Source organism: Paenibacillus rhizophilus (assembly GCF_003854965.1).
GTDB classification, from domain to species: Bacteria; Bacillota; Bacilli; order Paenibacillales; family Paenibacillaceae; genus Paenibacillus_AQ; species Paenibacillus_AQ rhizophilus.
In genome coordinates, this window is record NZ_RQPI01000011.1 from 33,207 (window position 1) to 50,525 (window position 17,319).

The window sequence follows — 17,319 nt, forward strand, 5'->3', positions numbered from 1 at the left end:
GCTAATTGGGGCGTTTAATCGACCGAACGGGGGAATCCGTGAATTAGATGGAGTTTTTCCCTCTCCATCCGTCAGTTGGCCAACGGGGCTTCTCATCCCCGTACGCAAAAAGGGGCTCTCCCAAAAGTCATCCTGGATGACTTAGGGATGGCCCCTTTTTGCGATGCTTCGCGCAGCTTTGATTTGCCGCAGGGCATCAAATTACGCGAAGCGAACAAAAAAAGCGTCCGGCCGCCGCAGCAGCCAAAGACGCTTTTTCAATAAACCGATACTTAACTGTACCAGCCCCAGACGAAGATGTAGAGCGTACCGAAGATGGTGACAAGACCAACGAACAGCGCGTAGGCGAGGTTGATGTACAGCTCTTTTTTCGTGTCGGCCGATTCCCCGATGTGCATGAACAGAAACAACTGCAGGGAAGCCTGAATCAGAGCGGTGACGCTCAGAATAACGATGTTCGCGGCATGCGAGAAATCTCCGTAAATGACAGCCAGCGCTGCGGCGGAAAGGACCAGAGAGGCAATATAGCCGATTACATGGCGAATGGGAAACAATTGCTTCATCATGTCACATCAGTCCTTTCAGGTAGACGAAGCTGAAGATGAAAATCCAGACAACGTCCAGGAAGTGCCAGTACAGCGAGAAGATAAATGATTTGTTGGCCGTGGCCGGGTTAATCCCTTCCCGCATGAGCTGGATCATAATCGCCGCGCCCCACAGGAAACCGAAGGTAACGTGGGCGCCGTGAGTGCCTAACAGTACGAACAGACTGGAGAGGAATCCGCTCGTCTGAAGCGTCGCGCCTTCATGTACGTAGGTCACGAATTCTGAAATCTCGATGCCGAGGAAGCCGAGGCCCATCAGCAGCGTAATGCCGAAAAAGACGAGCATAGCTCTCTTGTATTGATGGCGCATGGCGTGAACCGCCAGACCGATCGTAAAGGAACTGGTGAGCAGCAGGAACGTCTCGGCCAGCAGCGGGCCGACTTCGAACAGCTCGCTTCCGCTCGGACCTTCCGCGAAACGGTTCACCAGAACGAAGAATACGGTAAACAGTGTAGCGAACAGCGCGATCTCCGCTCCCAGAAAGACCCAGAAGCCGAAGATGCGGTTGCTGTTCTCTTGCGTGCTATATTCAAGCGGTTTGGAGGTATCTACTTTCATACCGTTCCACCCCCCAGTTTCTTTTCTGTCTTGATCACTTTGTCAGCCGGAATGTAAAAGCCGTGATCCCGGTCGAAGGACATCGCCGCCAGCACAATCAGGACGCCGACGCCGGCAACAATCGCCGGAATCCACATGCTGAATACCAGGAAGAATCCGAGGAAGAAGAAGACAACCCCAAGGATAAACGGCTTGCCGGTATTGCTCGGCATATGAATCTTCGTAATCTTGTCTTCGAACAGCGGCTGCTTGTCATACTTCATGGCCCATAAAGGATCGCGCGATTTAACATTCGGAACAACCGCGAAGTTGTATTCCGGGATCGGGCTCTTAGTCGCCCATTCGAGCGTGCGGGCATCCCACGGATCGCCGCTCTCGTCGCGCGGCATATAGCGTGTGCTCCAGTAAATGTTATAAACGAGAATGACGAAGCCGATCGCGAGGCCGAGCGCGCCGGCGAACGAGATCATGTTAAGCGGGCCGAAGCCCGTTTCGGCGGAATACGTGTACATCCGGCGCGTCATGCCCATGAGTCCGAGAATGAACAGCGGGAAGAACGCCACATTAAAGGAAATGATAATCCACCAGAAAGCATGCTTGCCCAGACGTTCGTTCAGGCGGAAGCCGAATACTTTAGGGAACCAGTAGTGGAAGCCCGCGATAACGGCGAATACGGCGCCCGGAATCAGAACATAGTGGAAATGCGCCACAAGGAACATGGTGTTATGGTACTGATAGTCGGCACTGGCCATGGCTAGCATAACGCCGGTAACGCCGCCGATCGTGAAGATCGGAATGAAAGCCAGGGAATACAGCATCGGCGTTGTGAAGCTGATCCGCCCTTTTCGGAGGGTGAACAGCCAGTTAAAGATTTTGACGCCTGTCGGCACGGCAATGGCCATCGTCGAAATCGAGAAGAAGCTGTTGACCATGACGCCTTGACCCATCGTATAGAAGTGATGCGCCCATACAACGAAGGACAATAAGGAGATGATCAGCATACTGGCGACCATCGAGGTGTAGCCGTACAGATTTTTTCTGGAAAAGGTCGCGATGATTTCACTGTAAATACCGAAGGCCGGCAAAATAACGATATATACCTCCGGATGGCCCCATACCCAGAACAGGTTGGCCCAGAGCATATCCATGCCGCCGTTCGCCATCGTAAAGAACTGGGAGCCGAACAGACGGTCGAACATCATCAGCGCCAGCGCCACGGTCAGCACCGGAAACGCAAAGACGATAATTACGTTCGTAATCAGCACGGACCAGGTGAACATTGGCATGCGCATCAGCTTCATGCCCGGAGCGCGCATCTTCAGAATCGTCACGATAAAGTTGACGCCTGTCATCAGTGTGCCGATACCAGAAATCTGCAGTGCCAGCGAATAGTAGTTGTTGCCTACGGTCGGGCTGAATTCCAGACTCGCCAGCGGGAAATACGCGGACCAGCCGGCGTCGGGAGACCCGCCGATGACAAACGAGATATTAAGCAGCATGGCTCCGAAGAAGAAGAGCCAGAAGCTGACCGCGTTCAGGCGCGGGAAGGCGACGTCCCGGGCGCCGATCTGCAGCGGGACGACGACGTTCATAAGGCCGATAATAAACGGCATAGCCATGAACAGAATCATAATCAGTCCGTGGGTCGTAAAGACCTCGTTGTAATGCTGCGCGTCGAGAAATTTCATTTCCGGGGCGGCGGTCTGCAGACGCATCATCAAAGCGTCGATGCCTCCGCGGAACAGCATGAGCAGGGCAGCCAGAATGTACATGACGCCGATCCGCTTGTGATCAACGGTCGTCAGCCATTCGCGCCACAGCCAGCCCCATTTTTTAAAAACGGTTAACCCGACTACAATCCCGATCGAGGCGAGAGCGATGCTGATCATCGCTCCGTAGATCAGGGGTTCGCCGTGAACCTTGAATTTTTCTATATCAAAATTCATTGGGAGGACTCCTTTCAGTTGTTTAAGTACGTCTGGAATTAGTTGCTCTGGTGCGTATGTTCATCCGCCGGCGAGCTGGGCAGAGGAGATTTGAGTTCAGAATCCGGCTTGCTGTCGAATTCCGTCTGTTTCTCCGGAGCGGGAGAAGGGTGCACGTCCTTGTTATCCTGGTGCTCCACATTGCCGTTGTCCATTTCCATGTTGCTGTGATCCATATCCATATGCTCGCTGTGTTCTCCCGGAGGAGGGCTAAAGGCCAGATGCGTGGACGAGAACGTTTCTTGCCCGACATGGGCCGTTGCCAGCAGCGATTTGAATTTGTCTTCGGTCAGCTGCGGAGCGGTTTCCTTGACGTCCTTTATCCACTTGTCATAGTCTTCGGCGCTCATTGATCTCGCTGTGAACTCCATCTGGGCATAGCCTTTGCCGCTGAAGTTCGTGTTTCTTCCGAGAAAATCGCCTTGGGATTCCGCGGCAAGATTCAGATAGGTCGTCATATCGCTCATCGCGTATTTTTGTCCGGCGAGCTGCGGAATCCAGAAGCTTGTAATCGGTCCGAAGGAATACAATCTGAACTCTACCGGGCGATTAACGGGGAAGTTCACATAGTTCACCGTTTCAATGCCTTCCTCCGGATAGCTGAAATGCCATTTCCAGTTGGAGGACGAAGCGTAAATGACCATCGGTTTTTGATCCTTGTAATCTGCGGGAACATTCTCCACCGCATTCGTCGTCTTCACGGTTACGACCGAAAGGAAGGCGACGATGATGATCGGAATTGTGATCCAAGTGACTTCCAGCCATTTATTTCCTTCTTCATGCGGCGGAATATACCCTTCGTTGCTTTTTTTTGCGCGGTACTTCACCAGCATGATAATGTAGAGAATGTAGACCACGGCCAAGACGCCGAGCATCGTCAGAATGGACAGGATGATCGTGTCGGACAGCGTTTTTGCCGCAGGCCCCTTCGGATTCAGAACGGTGAGCGAACTGCATCCGGGCAGCAGCAGGAAAAGGCTGAAAAACAATGCGTATAAAGGCCCTTTTTTGTTCATGATGAACTCCTTTCCTTTAATACTGGTTTTTAACCGGAAAACATTAACCTCTATCTATATTAGAAATTCCTTAAGGGGATTGCAAAATGCACAATATAGTTTATATTCCATATAAATCCTATAAAATGGCGATTTGTTTAATTTTCTGTGTAAAAACTGTTACAAAAATCAAGATAATATGATATAGATCACTGTCGTTACGCTGTTTTGTGCTGGATTTTAATTGTTCGAAATTTGTTCATGAATTAAAGATTGTTGCTAAGTTTGTCACAAATATTTTGCTCTTGCGCACAGCTTTTAGTGCCGGTGGTAACAAGTTTTTTGTCTGATGGTTACATTCTCTCAAATTCGTTTGATTCTATTTATGTTAAGGTTTAGAGAGAACTGAACTACATAGGATAGGAGACTTGCCGCCTTGCCGATCAAAAAGCTGTTGTTATGCGCTATTATATGTATCATCGCATTGGGAACGGAGCCGGGAGCGCTTGCCGCAGGAAGCGGCGAAATAAAGCTTGGAGTCAATGACAGCGTTACGGATATCCGCGCCGTGTCCGTGGAATATACCTTTTATGTGCCGGTGCGCGAGCTTGCGGAGGAGCTGAAGCTAAGCCTTTCGGGCACACCGGAGGATTTGAGTCTTGCCGGCGGCGCCGGAAGTCTCAAAATCTTGAAAGAGGGCAAGGGAATCTTGGAAGACGGGACGGAAATAAGCCTGGGCACCTTTACAAGCGGCGGTAAGCTGATGGTGCCCCTGAAAATCGTTCCGCTGTTCGGCTATTCCGTATCCTATAAGCCCGATCAGCATTTGCTGCGGATTACGGACGGGAGTCAGACGCTGGATGACGATGCGTTTGCGGCGAAGTTCAAAAACGAGCTTGCGCCGGAAGAGCCGGCCCAGCCTGCTCCAAGCCCATCCCCGGCCGTGCCGGATTCTTCCGTGCCAGCCCCGAATCCTCCCAAGCCGGGAACGCAGGGAAAGATCGTTTATTTGACCTTCGACGACGGACCGTCGGCGACGACCGGGCAGCTGCTCGATATTTTGGAGAAGCACGGCGCAAAGGCTACCTTTTTCATGCTGGGACCGAACATCGGGCGTTATCCCAGCCAGGTGAAGCGCATGGTTAAATCGGAGCAGGGCCTCGGCCTGCATGGCATAACCCATATGAAGAGTGAATTTTACGCATCCCCGTCGGCTGCGCTTAAAGAAATGAACCAGGACAATGTAGATCTGCGGGCGGTCTCCGGACGGTCCACCAAGCTGATTCGCACGCCTTACGGCAGCAAGCCGTATTTTACGAAAGCCTTCAGAGATAAGGTGCTGGGCAGCGGCTATCGCCTCTGGGACTGGAACGTCGATTCCCTGGACTGGAAATATGGGAGCTCCGGCGATTCGATCTATAACAACGTGGTCAGTCAGGTGAATAAGCTGAACAAATGCGGTTTTGCTCCTGTCATTCTGATGCATGATCAGAAGGCAACGCTCAAGGTGCTGCCCCGTATTTTGGATTATCTCCAAATGAAAGGCTATCGATACGAGATCATCACATCCGATCTTAAGCCGGTGAATTTCTGGCATGATGCTCGGTAGCCCGGATTCGCCGCCCGTTTGCTGGAGCATACGTGCAGGTAAACCAGTTACGCCGTTAAAAAGCGTCCCGAAGAACCGTTATCGGTTCTGGCCGGGCGCTATTTTTATGTGAAAAAAAGGCCGTAAGCGCGCCTGTTCAGGAATTCTCCTGGCGGGAACGGCTTCTTCAATTTGAATGGAGAGTATTGACAATCCCGCTTAACTGTATTATTAATAATAGTACAGTTGATACACCTGCTCTGCCAGGGAAGCTATAAACCCGGGAGTGGGGGAAGGGGGAGTCGCATGTGTTCGAACTGGACGTTCGCAGCCGCAGGCCGATTTACGAGCAATTAACGGATAAGATCAAGGAACTGATTTTGTACGGCATTTTACGGTCCGATGAGCAGCTTCCATCCGTACGGACGCTGTCGGCGCAGCTAACCGTGAATCCGAATACCATTCAGAAGGCTTACCGTGAACTGGAGCGGGAAGGCTATATTTATTCCCGGCCGGGCAAGGGCAGCTTCGTTTCGCCGGCGCAGCAGGGGACGAATGCAGCCAAAAGGGCGGAAGTTCGCGATGAACTGCTGCGCCTGATGGCGGAGGCCGTTTACCTCGGCTTTACGGAGTCGGAAATCAGCGTATTGTTCAAGCAGGCATCGGAGCAAAAAGGAGAGGAGGATCAGCCATGATCGAGATACGGGAGGTCAGCAAGGTTTTTCAGGACAGGAAGGCGGTTCAGGGAATTTCCTTGACCATACATAAAGGGAATATATTCGGGCTGCTCGGCTCGAACGGGGCGGGCAAAACGACGCTGCTCAAGACGATTGCGGGGATCTACCTGCCCGACGCGGGAAGCGTGCGGATTGACGGCAAGCCGGTGTTCGAGAACCCGGACAGCAAGGGAAGGATCGTATTTATGCCGGATTTTCCTTATTTCTTCCCGCAGGCTTCCATCCTGCAGATGGCCGATTTCTACAGGTCCGTCTACCCGCGCTGGAGCGGAGAACGCTTTAAGGAGCTGGGCGGGTTGTTTTCGCTGGACCCAAGGCGCAAGCTGAACCGGCTGTCCAAAGGAATGCGGCAGCAGGCCGCTTTTTGGCTGGCGCTCAGCTGTATGCCGGATGTGCTGATCATGGATGAGCCGCTCGACGGACTTGACCCGGTGATGCGGCGGCAGATTAAAAATGTCCTGTTCCAGGAGGTTGCCGAACGCGGCCTTACCGCCGTTATCTCCTCTCATAATTTGCGCGAGATTGAAGACCTGTGCGACCATGTCGGCATTATGCACGAAGGGGCTCTGCTGATCGACAAAGAGCTTGACGAGCTGAAATCCGACACGCATAAAGTGCAGGTCGCCTTCCGGGATGAACGTCATGAGGCGGCGCTGTCCGGCAAGCTGCAGATTCTGCACCGCGAACGGCGGGGGAGCGTCTGCCTCTATATTGTAAAAGGGGACCGCGAGCGGATCGCGGACGCGTTCCGTGTCTATAACCCGTACGTGCTGGATCTTCTGCCGCTGACCCTGGAAGAAATCTTTATTTACGAAATGGAGGGGGCGGGCTATGACATCGCGCCAATTCTACTTTAACCGGGGCATGATCCGGCAAAATCTCAGGCAGCACTCCTGGATCGCCGCCGTGTACCTGCTCGGTCTGCTGTTCGCGCTGCCGCTGCAAATGTTCCTTGGCGGAAATCCCGATACGCCGCCGCAGAAGGTGAAAGATCTGTTCTTCATCAGCGGATCGCTGCCGATGCTGTTCACGCTGTCGCTGCCGGTGGCCGCCGGTCTGCTGCTGTTTCGCTACCTTCAGCACAAAGGGGCGGCGGACATGGCGCACAGTCTACCGCTTCGCCGGCAGCATCTGCTGACGGTCCAGCTGTTCAGCGGCTTCATTCTGCTGCTCGTTCCGGTGTGGCTTACGGCGCTGGCCGCCGGCGTGGTGCAAAGCTGGGACGGCAACATGTTCCTGTACAGCGGTGCGGATGTCTGGTCCTGGGGAGCTATAGTCAGCGTGTTAACGCTGTTCCTGTTCACCCTGACCGCTTTCGTCGGCATATGCCTCGGTCTTACTGTGCTGCAGGGCATCGTCGTCTATATTTTGCTGATTTTGCCCGCCGTACTCTCGCAAATGGTTTTTTACCATTTATCCATCTACCTGTACGGGTTCCCGTACCAGAACAGCATGAGAGGCATAGATTATTGGTCGCCGTTTCTACACATGATGGAAATAACTTCCAAGCCTTATACCTGGGGCGAGCTGGGCATCTACGCGGCTTTGATCGTTCTGTTCGTCCTGCTGTCCTATCTGCTGTACCGCAAGCGGCATGTGGAAACGGCGGGCCAGGCGATGGCCTTTACGTACTTCAATCCGCTGTTTAAAGGCGGAGTCATGCTGTCTGCCATGCTGATTTCCGGCACTTACTTTGCCCAAATGCGCCCCGGACTCAGCGGCTGGTCGTTCACGGGCTTCGCTCTCGGGGCCGTTATCGGCTATGCCGGAGCGGAAATGGTCATCCGGAAATCGTGGCAAATCCTGAACCGGAAGCTGCCCTTGCGGTTTGCGGGTTACGCGGTTGTTCTCGGACTGCTGCTGTACCTTCCCGTATCGCCCCTGACCGGCTTTGAAACGAGAGTGCCCGCTGCCGACAAGGTCGCCAGGATATACGCCGGAAGCAATTACCAGGCTTATACGGATTCGCAATCGGCGCCTGTAAGCAATGTTGACTACTACACAATAGGCAGTCCTTACAAGGGGGTAGACCCGTTCTCTTCGGACTCCGCCTATATAACGAATGTCCGCAAGCTTCATGAAGCGCTTGTGCAGGTGCGGCCGGGTGACGGGGAGGACCGTTACAAGGTTTACACGGGACGAAAATTATTCGGCTATACCTTGGTCTATGAGCTGAAGGATGGACACAAGATTACCAGACAGTACAATGTGCCGCAGGCCGGTTTCGAGCCCGAACTTAAAGCGGTGATGGAATCTCCCGAATTCAAGCGGACCGAATATCTTCTGCCGCTGCTTGACAAGCCGATCTCGAACATCCAGGTAAGTTCCGGCGTCAGGAGTGTCACGATCTCGGACCCGGCGGATATCGCGGCGTTCAAGGAGCTTCTGAAGAAAGAGATTCTGAACATGTCCTTTGAAGACCAGACGGACGACGCGGTCCCGCTAGCCACAATCCGTGTTGCCACGGAAGAATCGATGAAGCATCCTTATTCGGGGTATTTGTTCGAAGGCTACAACTGGAAACCGTCTTTTCATGAACTGGGAGCGTGGCTTGAACAAAAAGGCTATGCGGAAAAGGTCAAAATCAAGGCGGATGACCTGCTGTCAGTTGAAGTGGCGAAGCAAAGCGGCGAAGACGTTCTTCCTAAGGGCGTCAATTACGACCCGGAGGCGCATCTCAGGTTTGCTAGGGAAAAGGGACGGTCCGTTATTGTCAAGGACAAGGCGCGGATTGACGATATTTTGAAAATACGGCGGAGTTATTCGGCCGAAAAGGGCTCGTATGTCGCGCTTCTGAAGTTCAAGAGCGGAAATAGCGACTTTTTCAGGCTGGATGCGTCGGAAATGACCCCTGAACTAAAAGGTTTGCTGCCCTAATTAGGCATTGGAAAAATCCGTCCGGTGCGTCGGCACGGCTCTGAACGCTTCGTCCAAAACGGCTTACCGTTTCGGGCGAAGCTTTTTTCAGGATATAGCCTTCCGGACTGCCGTCGTTCTATTCACATTCTCTTACACGAGTAATGCGAATCCAATCCGTTGAATTGCGGCTGGAGTTAAACCCGGGAGCCGGGTATTATATAATCTAACGGAGGTGAACGGCCATGAATCCGGTGGAGGATCATCTCGATTTCGGGCTGCAAATTGTATTCATCGGCTTTAACCCGAGTCTTCAGTCTGGAGAGGTCGGCCATCATTATGCGAATCCTCGAAACAATTTCTGGAGAATTCTTTGTCGCAGCGGACTTACGCCGCGGCTGTACGAACCTTCCGAGGACGGCGAGCTGTTGAAGCTGGGCTACGGCTTCACCAATATTGTCGCCCGCCCTACCAGGGGAGCGGAGGATATTACGCGCGAGGAATATAAGGAAGGACGCGAACTGCTTCGCGCCAAGCTTGCAAAGTACCGACCGCAAATCGCTTGTTTCGTCGGCAAGGGCGTATATACGGAATTCAGCCGGAGGACGAAGGCCGAGTGGGGCTTTCAGTCCGGCGCCGAGCCGGCGGTGGATGGCGTGCGCGAATTTGTCGCACCTTCCTCCAGCGGGCTGGTGCGGATGCCGATGAATGAAATTGTCGGGATTTACCGGAAGCTGAATGAGGCGATCCGGGATCATATCTCATAATCGGGAGGCTATCCAATTCATGAAGTACGAAGTCATTCTATTTGACGCGGACGATACGCTGTTCGACTACGGGCAGGCGGAGAGCTATGCGCTGCGGGAAGCTTTTAACCAGTTCGGTATGCCGTCGGTCTTTGAAGATTGTGCCTCCGCCTACAAAGAAATCAATAAGGCGCTGTGGAGAGATCTGGAGCTTGGGCTGATATCCTCCGCCGAGCTGCGCGTGGAACGGTTCACTCGTCTGTTTGCCGCGCATGGCCTTGATCTGGACCCCGAGTCCTTCAGCGCGGCATATCTGCTCCATCTGGGAGCGGGGATCTTTCTGATCGAGGGGGCTGCGAACCTGAGCGGCGAACTTGCCGGGTGCCGTCTAGCGGTTATTACCAACGGGATCAAGGAAGTTCAATACTCGCGCATTCAAGGCTCGGAACTGCGCGATACGTTCGCGCATATCATCATCTCCGAGGAGGTCGGAAGCCAGAAGCCGGAGCGGGGCATCTTCGACCACGCTTTCGCCAGGCTGGGACTCACCGCCGAGGACAAGCGCAAAGTGCTGATCGTCGGCGATACGCTAACCTCGGACATTCAGGGCGGCATTTCCTACGGCATCGACACCTGCTGGTTCAACCCCTTGGGAAAGCCCGGAGACCCGGAAATTGTTCCGACCTATGAAATACGGGCATTGTCCGAACTGCCGCCCATTGTGGAGGGCAAAGCTCAGGGGGGGCTCCCAAGCGGCGGCGGAGGTCCGGGCAGGGAAGAGCCGATTTCCTGAGCAGGGATTTCCGCAGAAAAAGAGGATGATCACGGACGTGTGCCCGGGGTCATCCTCTTTTTCTTGAAAATCGGGTTTAGCGGCGTGTATCCAGCGGCTTTAGCAATCCCTCGATTTGCCCGCGTTTCGGCTCAAGGAACGGAGGGAGCGCCAGCGATTCACCGAGCCGGTCGGCAGACTCGTCCGTATCGAAGCCCGGCCCGTCCGTAGCCAGCTCAAACAAAATGCCGTTCGGCTCGCGGAAGTACAGGGAACGGAAATAGAAGCGGTCAACAAATCCGGAATTAGGCAGGCTTGCGGAGCGGAGGAGCTCAATCCACAGCTTAAGCTCCTCTTCGTTGTCCACCCGGAAGGCGACATGATGCACCCCGCCCCGGCCCAAATGCTCAGCCGGCAGATCATTGCGCTCTTCGACATGCACCTCGGCGCCCGAGCCGCCTTCGCCGGTCTCGAACACGATGACGTCCGGCTGGCCCGGGACAGCCGAAGGGTAGGCGCCCCTGCGCCGGAATCCGAGGAGCTGCTCCAGCACGGCTGCAGTCGGTCCGGCGTTCTCCACCGTCAGATGCGCCGGCCCAAGTCCGGCGATGGCGTATTCGGCCGGAACGGGGCCTTTTGCCCACGGGCGGCCGCCTGCGACGCCTTGATTGTTCTCATCCGAGACGAGGATGAGCCGCTGCCCTTCGGGATCGCGGAAGAACAGCGTTAGCCGCCCGCCGCGGTCCGTAATCTCTCCGTGCTTGATCCCGTATTGTCCGAGCCGCTCCTGCCAATATTCCAAAGCGGCATCGGAGGGAACCCGCAGCGACAGAGCGGAGATGCTGTTATTGCCGTCCCGGTTACGGCCCGCCATCGGAATTTCAAAGAATGTAACCTCGGTGCCGGGACTTCCTTTTTCATCGCCGTAAAATAAGTGGTAGACGGAGGTATCGTCCTGGTTGACCGTTTTTTTGACCAGACGCAGGCCGAGAACCTCGGTGTAAAATTTGAAGTTCTCCGGCGCTTTGGCCGTAATGGCGGAAACATGGTGAAGTCCTTTGAGTTCCATGCGAAACACCTCCAGTTTTTATGTTGATAATTTTATATACTAAAAGTTGAGTTGCTTTAATTTTAATAGTTAACTAAGTATTTTTCAACTGCTTATTTTATGAAAGTGATGTCATCCAATCGTTCAGAGCAGAGAGAACGGAGTGAAGGTTCTAAGCCCGGCGCTTCGTTTAGGGACTGGCGCCTTTCGCTTCTGGCGGCTTCCTATCAATCTGTGGTATATTAAATGGAATAAAACCAAAGTAAGGAGCTTGGAAATGGAAAAAACATTGATCTTTGGACACAAAAATCCCGACACTGATACGATTTGCTCCGCCATCGCCTACGCCGCGCTCAAAAAAGAGCTGGGCTGGGACGCTGAAGCCGTCCGCCTCGGCGAAGTCGGCTCCGAAACGAAATATGCCCTGGACCATTTCGGCGTGGAAGCTCCGCGTCTGGTCGAGAATGTGGCCGGCGAAGCGAAACAGGTTATTCTTGTCGACCATAACGAGCGCCAGCAGAGCGCGAACGACATCGACCAGGTGCGCGTCGTTGAGGTTATCGACCATCACCGGATCGCCAACTTCGAAACGGCTCATCCGCTGTACTACCGCGCAGAGCCGGTAGGCTGCACCGCAACGATACTGAAGAAGCTCTACAAGGAGAACGGAGTGGAGATTTCGAAGCCGGTAGCGGGACTTATGCTGTCCGCCATCGTGTCCGACTCCCTGCTGTTCAAATCCCCGACCTGCACGGAAGAGGATGTAGCCGCCGCCAAGGAACTGGCGGAAATCGCCGGCGTGGACGCGGACAGCTACGGTCTGAGCATGCTGAAGGCCGGAGCGGACCTGAGCGACAAGAGCATCGATACGCTGCTTAACCTGGACGCGAAGGAATTTACAATGGGCGACAAGAAGGTGGTTATCGCCCAGGTCAACGCGATTGACACGAACGATGTGCTGTCCCGCCAGGCCGAGCTTGAGGGCGCCCTGCAGGGCATTATCGACGAGAAGGGGCTTGATCTGTTCCTGTTCGTTGTAACGGACATCCTGAACAGCGATTCCGTCGGCGTCGCGCTGGGCAGCGCGGCAGGGGCCGTCGAGCAAGCTTACAATGTGAAGCTGGACGGCAACAAGGCCGTGCTCAAAGGCGTCGTTTCCCGCAAATCGCAGATCGTGCCGGTGCTTACCGAAACGATTTCCAAGCTGTAGGTTTAAACAATAAAATTTTTCGCCCGCACAGCTATCGGACAGGCCTCAAAGCCGTGTCTCCGCTCCGCGGGAATGATGCGCGCAGGGAATCCCGGCAGCCGTTACCGGCCAGGGATTCCCTTTTCGCTATACAGGCTCTTGATTAAAGCTGCCCCAAACCGATTGCCTGTTGGATTTTCGATTGGTACAATTAAAGGGACTCAATGAAGGGAGGAGACTGGGATGACCAAACGCAATATAGGCTCCCTGCAATATAAATCGTTCGGTCTGGCCCTTCAGGCGCTGGTGGTGCTTGCCAAGGACGGGGGGACCTGTCCCAGCTGCGAGATCGCCAAGATGATGTCGTACGAGCCGACGCTGCTCCGCCGAATTCTGGCCAAGCTGGCGAAGGAGTCCATCCTGGTCACCCGGGAAGGGCGGGATGGGGGATATGCGCTGAACAAGGCGCCCGACCAGCTGACGCTGGCCGAAGTATACCGCGCGCTGGAAGTAGGAGAAGCCCGTCATGAGGCGGTCAGCGGCACGATGTGCGTGAGTGATTTCGGGACTCAGATGAAGACGGCATGCTGCGGCATTTTGGAAGAGGTCGACCGAAGCGTCACCGAGGTGCTGAAAAATTATACGGTTGCCGACGTCGTTCGAAAAGCGGGATATTGACAGTTCGCTTTTTATTGTTTTATACTGTGCATATTAAACAACAGTTAAATATGCGGCGGATCACTGGAAGGCGATATATTTTTTTGGCTTTAACTGTGCTGTTATACACACAGAATTAAAGGTGGGAGCAGCAGCCGCCCGGCCCGGCCGGCGGAATTATTTTTCATTCAGGAGGCAACCAACTATGGAAACGCAAGTAAAAAACAGCCTGTCTTTCAGCCAAGTGATTCAGGAACGCCATTCGGTGAGAAAATACGATTCTTCCCGGAAAATGTCCGATGAAGAGATCAATGATCTGCTAAGCGATGCCGTCCTGGCTCCGTCCTCTTCCAATCTTCAGCCTTGGCGTTTCATCGTCATTACAGATCAGGCGCTCAAGGAGCAGCTGCTGCCGATCGCGCATAACCAGCGGCAAGTTGTGGAAGCATCCGCCATTATTGCCGTGCTTGGCGACCTCGAAGCCTACCGAAACGTGGATAAGATTTGGGACTCGGCAGTAGAGGCCGGTCACGCGACGACGGAAGTGCGGAATATGATGGTGGAGAACAGCTGGAATGCATACTCCGCGCTCAGCCGGGAGAAGCAGAAGGAAATCGCGCTGGTGGACGGAGGTTTAATCTCCATGCAGCTGATGCTGGCCGCGAAGGCGAAAGGCTATGACACAGTGCCTATGGGCGGCTACAATGCCGATCAATTCCGCGAGATGTTCCAGATTCCGCAGCGCTATGCGACCGTTATGCTGATTGCAGTAGGCCATGCCGAGGCCGCAGGCCGCCAGACCACGCGCCTGCCGCTCGAAGATGTAGTCCAGTTCAACGGATTCAAGGGCTGAATCCCATCCGGCGCCAATCCCCGCCGCCTTCCGGAAGGCGGCGGTTAATACGAACCCCCGCCAAACCGGCGGGGGTTCGTTAGCGTCCGGCGCGATTTCGCTATTAGAGCCCTTTCTGCTACAATTTTGGTAAGGCGGCAAAGGCAGCTTTAGACGCGAAAAAACGACGGAAAGCTTTTGAACAGGAGGCTGAAGCGCAATGATTAAGGTGTATATTGCTGAATCGGTCCACCGCTTTGACCATGGTTGGCTGAAGGGAAGCCATATTTTTTCCTTCGGCGAATATTATGATCCGGCCAATACTGCTTTCGGCCCCATGCGTGTATGCAATGACGACACCATCGCACCGGGAAGAGGCTTCGGAGCCCATCCGCACAGCGATATGGAAATTGTCTCCATCGTTCTCTCCGGCGTGCTTCGCCATGAAGACAATCTGGGCAATGTCGCGGAGAGTTCCTTTGGCGGTATCCAGCGGATGTCGGCCGGCACCGGGGTCATCCATACCGAGCACAATCCGTCGGAGGATGAGCCGGTGCGGCTGCTCCAGCTCTGGTTCATGCCGGCCGTTCGCGGTTCCCGGCCTTCGTACCAGGCGGGAAAGTACCGGACGGAGAAGCTTGATGGCGCTTTGGTGCCGGTAGTTTCCGCCGAAGGATCTGGTGAGATCGTCGATATCGGGCAGGATATGACGATTTATTTGGGGCGTTTGCGCGGCGGTCAGAATCTTGCGTTTCATCAGGAGCCGGGGCGCCGCATTTTTGTATATGTAATCGAAGGAAGTCTTGTGGTCGGCGGCAGCGCGCTGAATTCCGGGGATTCGGCGCGGATCGAAGATGAAGATACAATCTCGCTCGCGGCATCGGAGTCCGCTTTTGTGATGCTGGTCGATCTGCCGTAGGCGGTGAGGCATTAAATGAGGAGGTCCTTATGATGAATCAGCGGGAAAGAGTATTGGTCAAACATGCCGTGACCGGACGCATGCTGCTGAGCAGCGCGGAAGGATTGACTTATGTCTTCAGCCGGGATGGCGAATTGACGCGAATTACGATCTGCGGTGTGCCGGCGGACAAGGGACAGGAGGTCCTGGCGCTGAAGGCGGAGCTGAACGTCCTTCGGTTCGAGGAGCCGGAGGGCGGGCCTGTCGTCAAGCATTGGTATTACGTTGGCGATAACCCGGTTGACTATGACGAAGCTTCGGGTTGTATTACCGTGACCGCCCAGTCGGAAATCGAATACCGGCCCGACCAATATTGGGAGTGAGCATCTGCTCACAGCACCGAAAATTACGCAAAACTTGTAACAGGGGAAGTTAGTATTCAGCCCTTTTGCTGCATGGATGAGCGGATTTATAGAGAAATTCGGTCAACAGGAATTGACAATTGGTCAATTGTATACTAGTTTTGTTATGAAAGCTAACATTGGCAACATACAAAGGGACAGGAGAAATGAAGATCATGGATTTATTCTCGGTATTGGAACGGGACGATTACGAACAGCTGCTGTTTTGTCAGGACAAAGCGTCCGGACTGAAGGCGATCATTGCGATTCACGACACGACGCTCGGGCCCGCTCTGGGCGGAACTCGGATGTGGACCTATGCTTCCGAGGAAGAGGCAATCGTCGACGCGCTTCGTCTGGCAAAAGGCATGACCTACAAAAATGCCGTCTCCGGACTTAATCTGGGCGGGGGCAAGACCGTAATCATCGGCGATCCGAAAAAAGATAAGAACGAAGCGATGTTCCGCGCCTTCGGAAGATATATACAAGGGCTGAACGGACGCTATATCACCGCCGAGGACGTCGGAACGACCGAGGATGATATGGACATTATCCATCAGGAGACCGATTATGTGACCGGGATTTCCCAATCCTACGGTTCTTCGGGCAATCCTTCGCCGGTTACGGCTTTTGGCGTATACCGGGGCATGAAGGCGGCGGCGAAGGCGGCATTCGGTACGGATTCGCTGGAGGGTAAGACGATCGCCGTTCAGGGCGTAGGCAACGTAGCCTTTGCCTTGTGCGGGCATCTTCATGAGGAGGGCGCCCGGCTTATCGTGACCGACATTAACAAGGAGGCCGTTCGCCGGGCCGTGGATGCATACGGCGCCAAAGCGGTCGATCCGAATGAGATTGTCGGCGTAGACTGTGATATTTACGCACCGTGCGCGCTCGGGGCGACCATCAACGACCAGACGCTGCCGCTGATCAAGGCCACAGTCATCGCGGGCGCGGCCAACAACCAGTTGAAGGAGCCACGCCACGGCGACGCGCTGCATGCGAGAGGCATTGTCTACGCCCCTGATTATGTGATCAACGCGGGAGGCGTTATCAATATTGCCGACGAGCTGAACGGCTATAACAAGGAGCGGGCTCTGAAGCAGGTGTCGAAGATTTATGACAGTATCACCCGTGTCCTTGAAATTTCACGCGAGAAGGGCATTCCAACCTACGCGGCGGCTGACCATCTGGCAGAGGAACGGATTGCTCTGCTCAAAAACAGCCGCAGCACCTTTCTTCGCGACGGCCATCACAACTTGAGCAGAAAACGGCATTAATCGGATTTCTACGGCCCGGTATACCCGCATTCAAGCGGGCCGGGCTTTTTTAAAATACAGATTGTATAATTAAGATCGAAGCGTCGGAAGAACGGTTTCCGGAAAAAAAAGCCTCTAAGCTCCCTACCGACTTACCGGTCGGTAACAGCCAAGAGGCTCTTTTTCTAAATATCA

At 54.2% G+C, this 17,319-nt stretch carries 17 protein-coding genes; 12 read left to right on the forward strand and 5 right to left on the reverse strand.

Annotation, left to right across the window (positions count from 1 at the left end):
- Positions 1–272 precede the first annotated feature (272 nt).
- From qoxD to qoxA, 4 genes are read right to left on the reverse strand one after another with little or no spacing between them, the layout of a single operon-like run.
- Entirely contained in the window at positions 273–566 is a 294-nt protein-coding gene (gene qoxD, locus EH198_RS17195) for a cytochrome aa3 quinol oxidase subunit IV (RefSeq protein ID WP_246014388.1), read from the reverse strand.
- A 1-nt stretch (position 567) separates the two neighbouring features.
- Positions 568–1,164: a cytochrome (ubi)quinol oxidase subunit III gene (locus EH198_RS17200; RefSeq protein ID WP_124696757.1), complete on the reverse strand. Its 597-nt coding sequence runs from the start codon at positions 1,162–1,164 to the stop codon at positions 568–570.
- The gene (qoxB, locus tag EH198_RS17205; protein WP_124696758.1) at positions 1,161–3,110 is read right to left on the reverse strand and encodes a cytochrome aa3 quinol oxidase subunit I; all 1,950 of its coding nucleotides are present in this window, start codon (positions 3,108–3,110) and stop codon (positions 1,161–1,163) included. Before qoxB ends, EH198_RS17200 begins: the two co-directional genes overlap by 4 nt.
- 38 nt (positions 3,111–3,148) lie before the next feature.
- Complete coding sequence (gene qoxA, locus EH198_RS17210; RefSeq protein ID WP_124696759.1) at positions 3,149–4,165, reverse strand: cytochrome aa3 quinol oxidase subunit II; 1,017 nt, start codon at positions 4,163–4,165, stop codon at positions 3,149–3,151.
- Between the two features lie 415 nt (positions 4,166–4,580).
- Here qoxA and EH198_RS17215 point away from each other — a divergent pair, with 415 nt between their 5' ends.
- The 6 genes from EH198_RS17215 (at position 4,581) to EH198_RS17240 (ending at position 10,864) form a co-directional block, all read left to right on the forward strand.
- Entirely contained in the window at positions 4,581–5,753 is a 1,173-nt protein-coding gene (locus EH198_RS17215) for a polysaccharide deacetylase family protein (RefSeq protein ID WP_124696760.1), read from the forward strand.
- A 287-nt stretch (positions 5,754–6,040) separates the two neighbouring features.
- On the forward strand, positions 6,041–6,427 hold the full coding sequence (locus EH198_RS17220) for a GntR family transcriptional regulator (protein WP_124696761.1): 387 nt from the start codon (positions 6,041–6,043) through the stop codon (positions 6,425–6,427).
- Positions 6,424–7,326: an ABC transporter ATP-binding protein gene (locus EH198_RS17225; protein ID WP_124696762.1), complete on the forward strand. Its 903-nt coding sequence runs from the start codon at positions 6,424–6,426 to the stop codon at positions 7,324–7,326. The genes EH198_RS17220 and EH198_RS17225 overlap by 4 nt, the downstream gene beginning before the upstream one ends.
- Positions 7,301–9,346 (forward strand): DUF6449 domain-containing protein, encoded by a 2,046-nt coding sequence (locus tag EH198_RS17230; RefSeq protein ID WP_124696763.1) that lies wholly within the window; start codon positions 7,301–7,303, stop codon positions 9,344–9,346. Before EH198_RS17225 ends, EH198_RS17230 begins: the two co-directional genes overlap by 26 nt.
- A 224-nt stretch (positions 9,347–9,570) precedes the next feature.
- Positions 9,571–10,092: a mismatch-specific DNA-glycosylase gene (locus EH198_RS17235; protein ID WP_124696764.1), complete on the forward strand. Its 522-nt coding sequence runs from the start codon at positions 9,571–9,573 to the stop codon at positions 10,090–10,092.
- Positions 10,093–10,111: 19 nt separating this feature from the next.
- Positions 10,112–10,864, forward strand: a complete 753-nt coding sequence (locus EH198_RS17240) for a YjjG family noncanonical pyrimidine nucleotidase (protein WP_124696765.1) — start codon at positions 10,112–10,114, stop codon at positions 10,862–10,864.
- A gap of 76 nt (positions 10,865–10,940) precedes the next feature.
- On the opposite strand, the gene EH198_RS17245 is transcribed toward EH198_RS17240, so the two are convergent.
- Positions 10,941–11,912 carry a ring-cleaving dioxygenase gene (locus tag EH198_RS17245; RefSeq protein ID WP_124696766.1) on the reverse strand — a complete coding sequence of 324 codons (972 nt, stop codon included), beginning with the start codon at positions 11,910–11,912 and terminating at the stop codon, positions 10,941–10,943.
- A gap of 256 nt (positions 11,913–12,168) precedes the next feature.
- On the opposite strand from EH198_RS17245, the gene EH198_RS17250 reads away from it, so the two are divergent.
- The 6 genes from EH198_RS17250 (at position 12,169) to EH198_RS17275 (ending at position 17,145) form a co-directional block, all read left to right on the forward strand.
- Positions 12,169–13,101, forward strand: coding sequence for a manganese-dependent inorganic pyrophosphatase (locus EH198_RS17250; protein WP_124696767.1), 933 nt, complete (start codon positions 12,169–12,171; stop codon positions 13,099–13,101).
- Positions 13,102–13,323: 222 nt separating this feature from the next.
- Positions 13,324–13,758 carry an RrF2 family transcriptional regulator gene (locus tag EH198_RS17255; protein ID WP_124696768.1) on the forward strand — a complete coding sequence of 145 codons (435 nt, stop codon included), beginning with the start codon at positions 13,324–13,326 and terminating at the stop codon, positions 13,756–13,758.
- Positions 13,759–13,942: 184 nt separating this feature from the next.
- Complete coding sequence (locus tag EH198_RS17260) at positions 13,943–14,590, forward strand: nitroreductase family protein (protein ID WP_124696769.1); 648 nt, start codon at positions 13,943–13,945, stop codon at positions 14,588–14,590.
- A gap of 199 nt (positions 14,591–14,789) precedes the next feature.
- A complete protein-coding gene (locus tag EH198_RS17265) occupies positions 14,790–15,488 on the forward strand; it encodes a pirin family protein (protein WP_124696770.1) in 699 nt (232 codons plus the stop codon).
- A gap of 32 nt (positions 15,489–15,520) precedes the next feature.
- On the forward strand, positions 15,521–15,850 hold the full coding sequence (locus EH198_RS17270; protein ID WP_124696771.1) for a hypothetical protein: 330 nt from the start codon (positions 15,521–15,523) through the stop codon (positions 15,848–15,850).
- Between the two features lie 194 nt (positions 15,851–16,044).
- Positions 16,045–17,145: a Glu/Leu/Phe/Val family dehydrogenase gene (locus tag EH198_RS17275; RefSeq protein WP_124696772.1), complete on the forward strand. Its 1,101-nt coding sequence runs from the start codon at positions 16,045–16,047 to the stop codon at positions 17,143–17,145.
- Positions 17,146–17,319 lie beyond the last annotated feature (174 nt).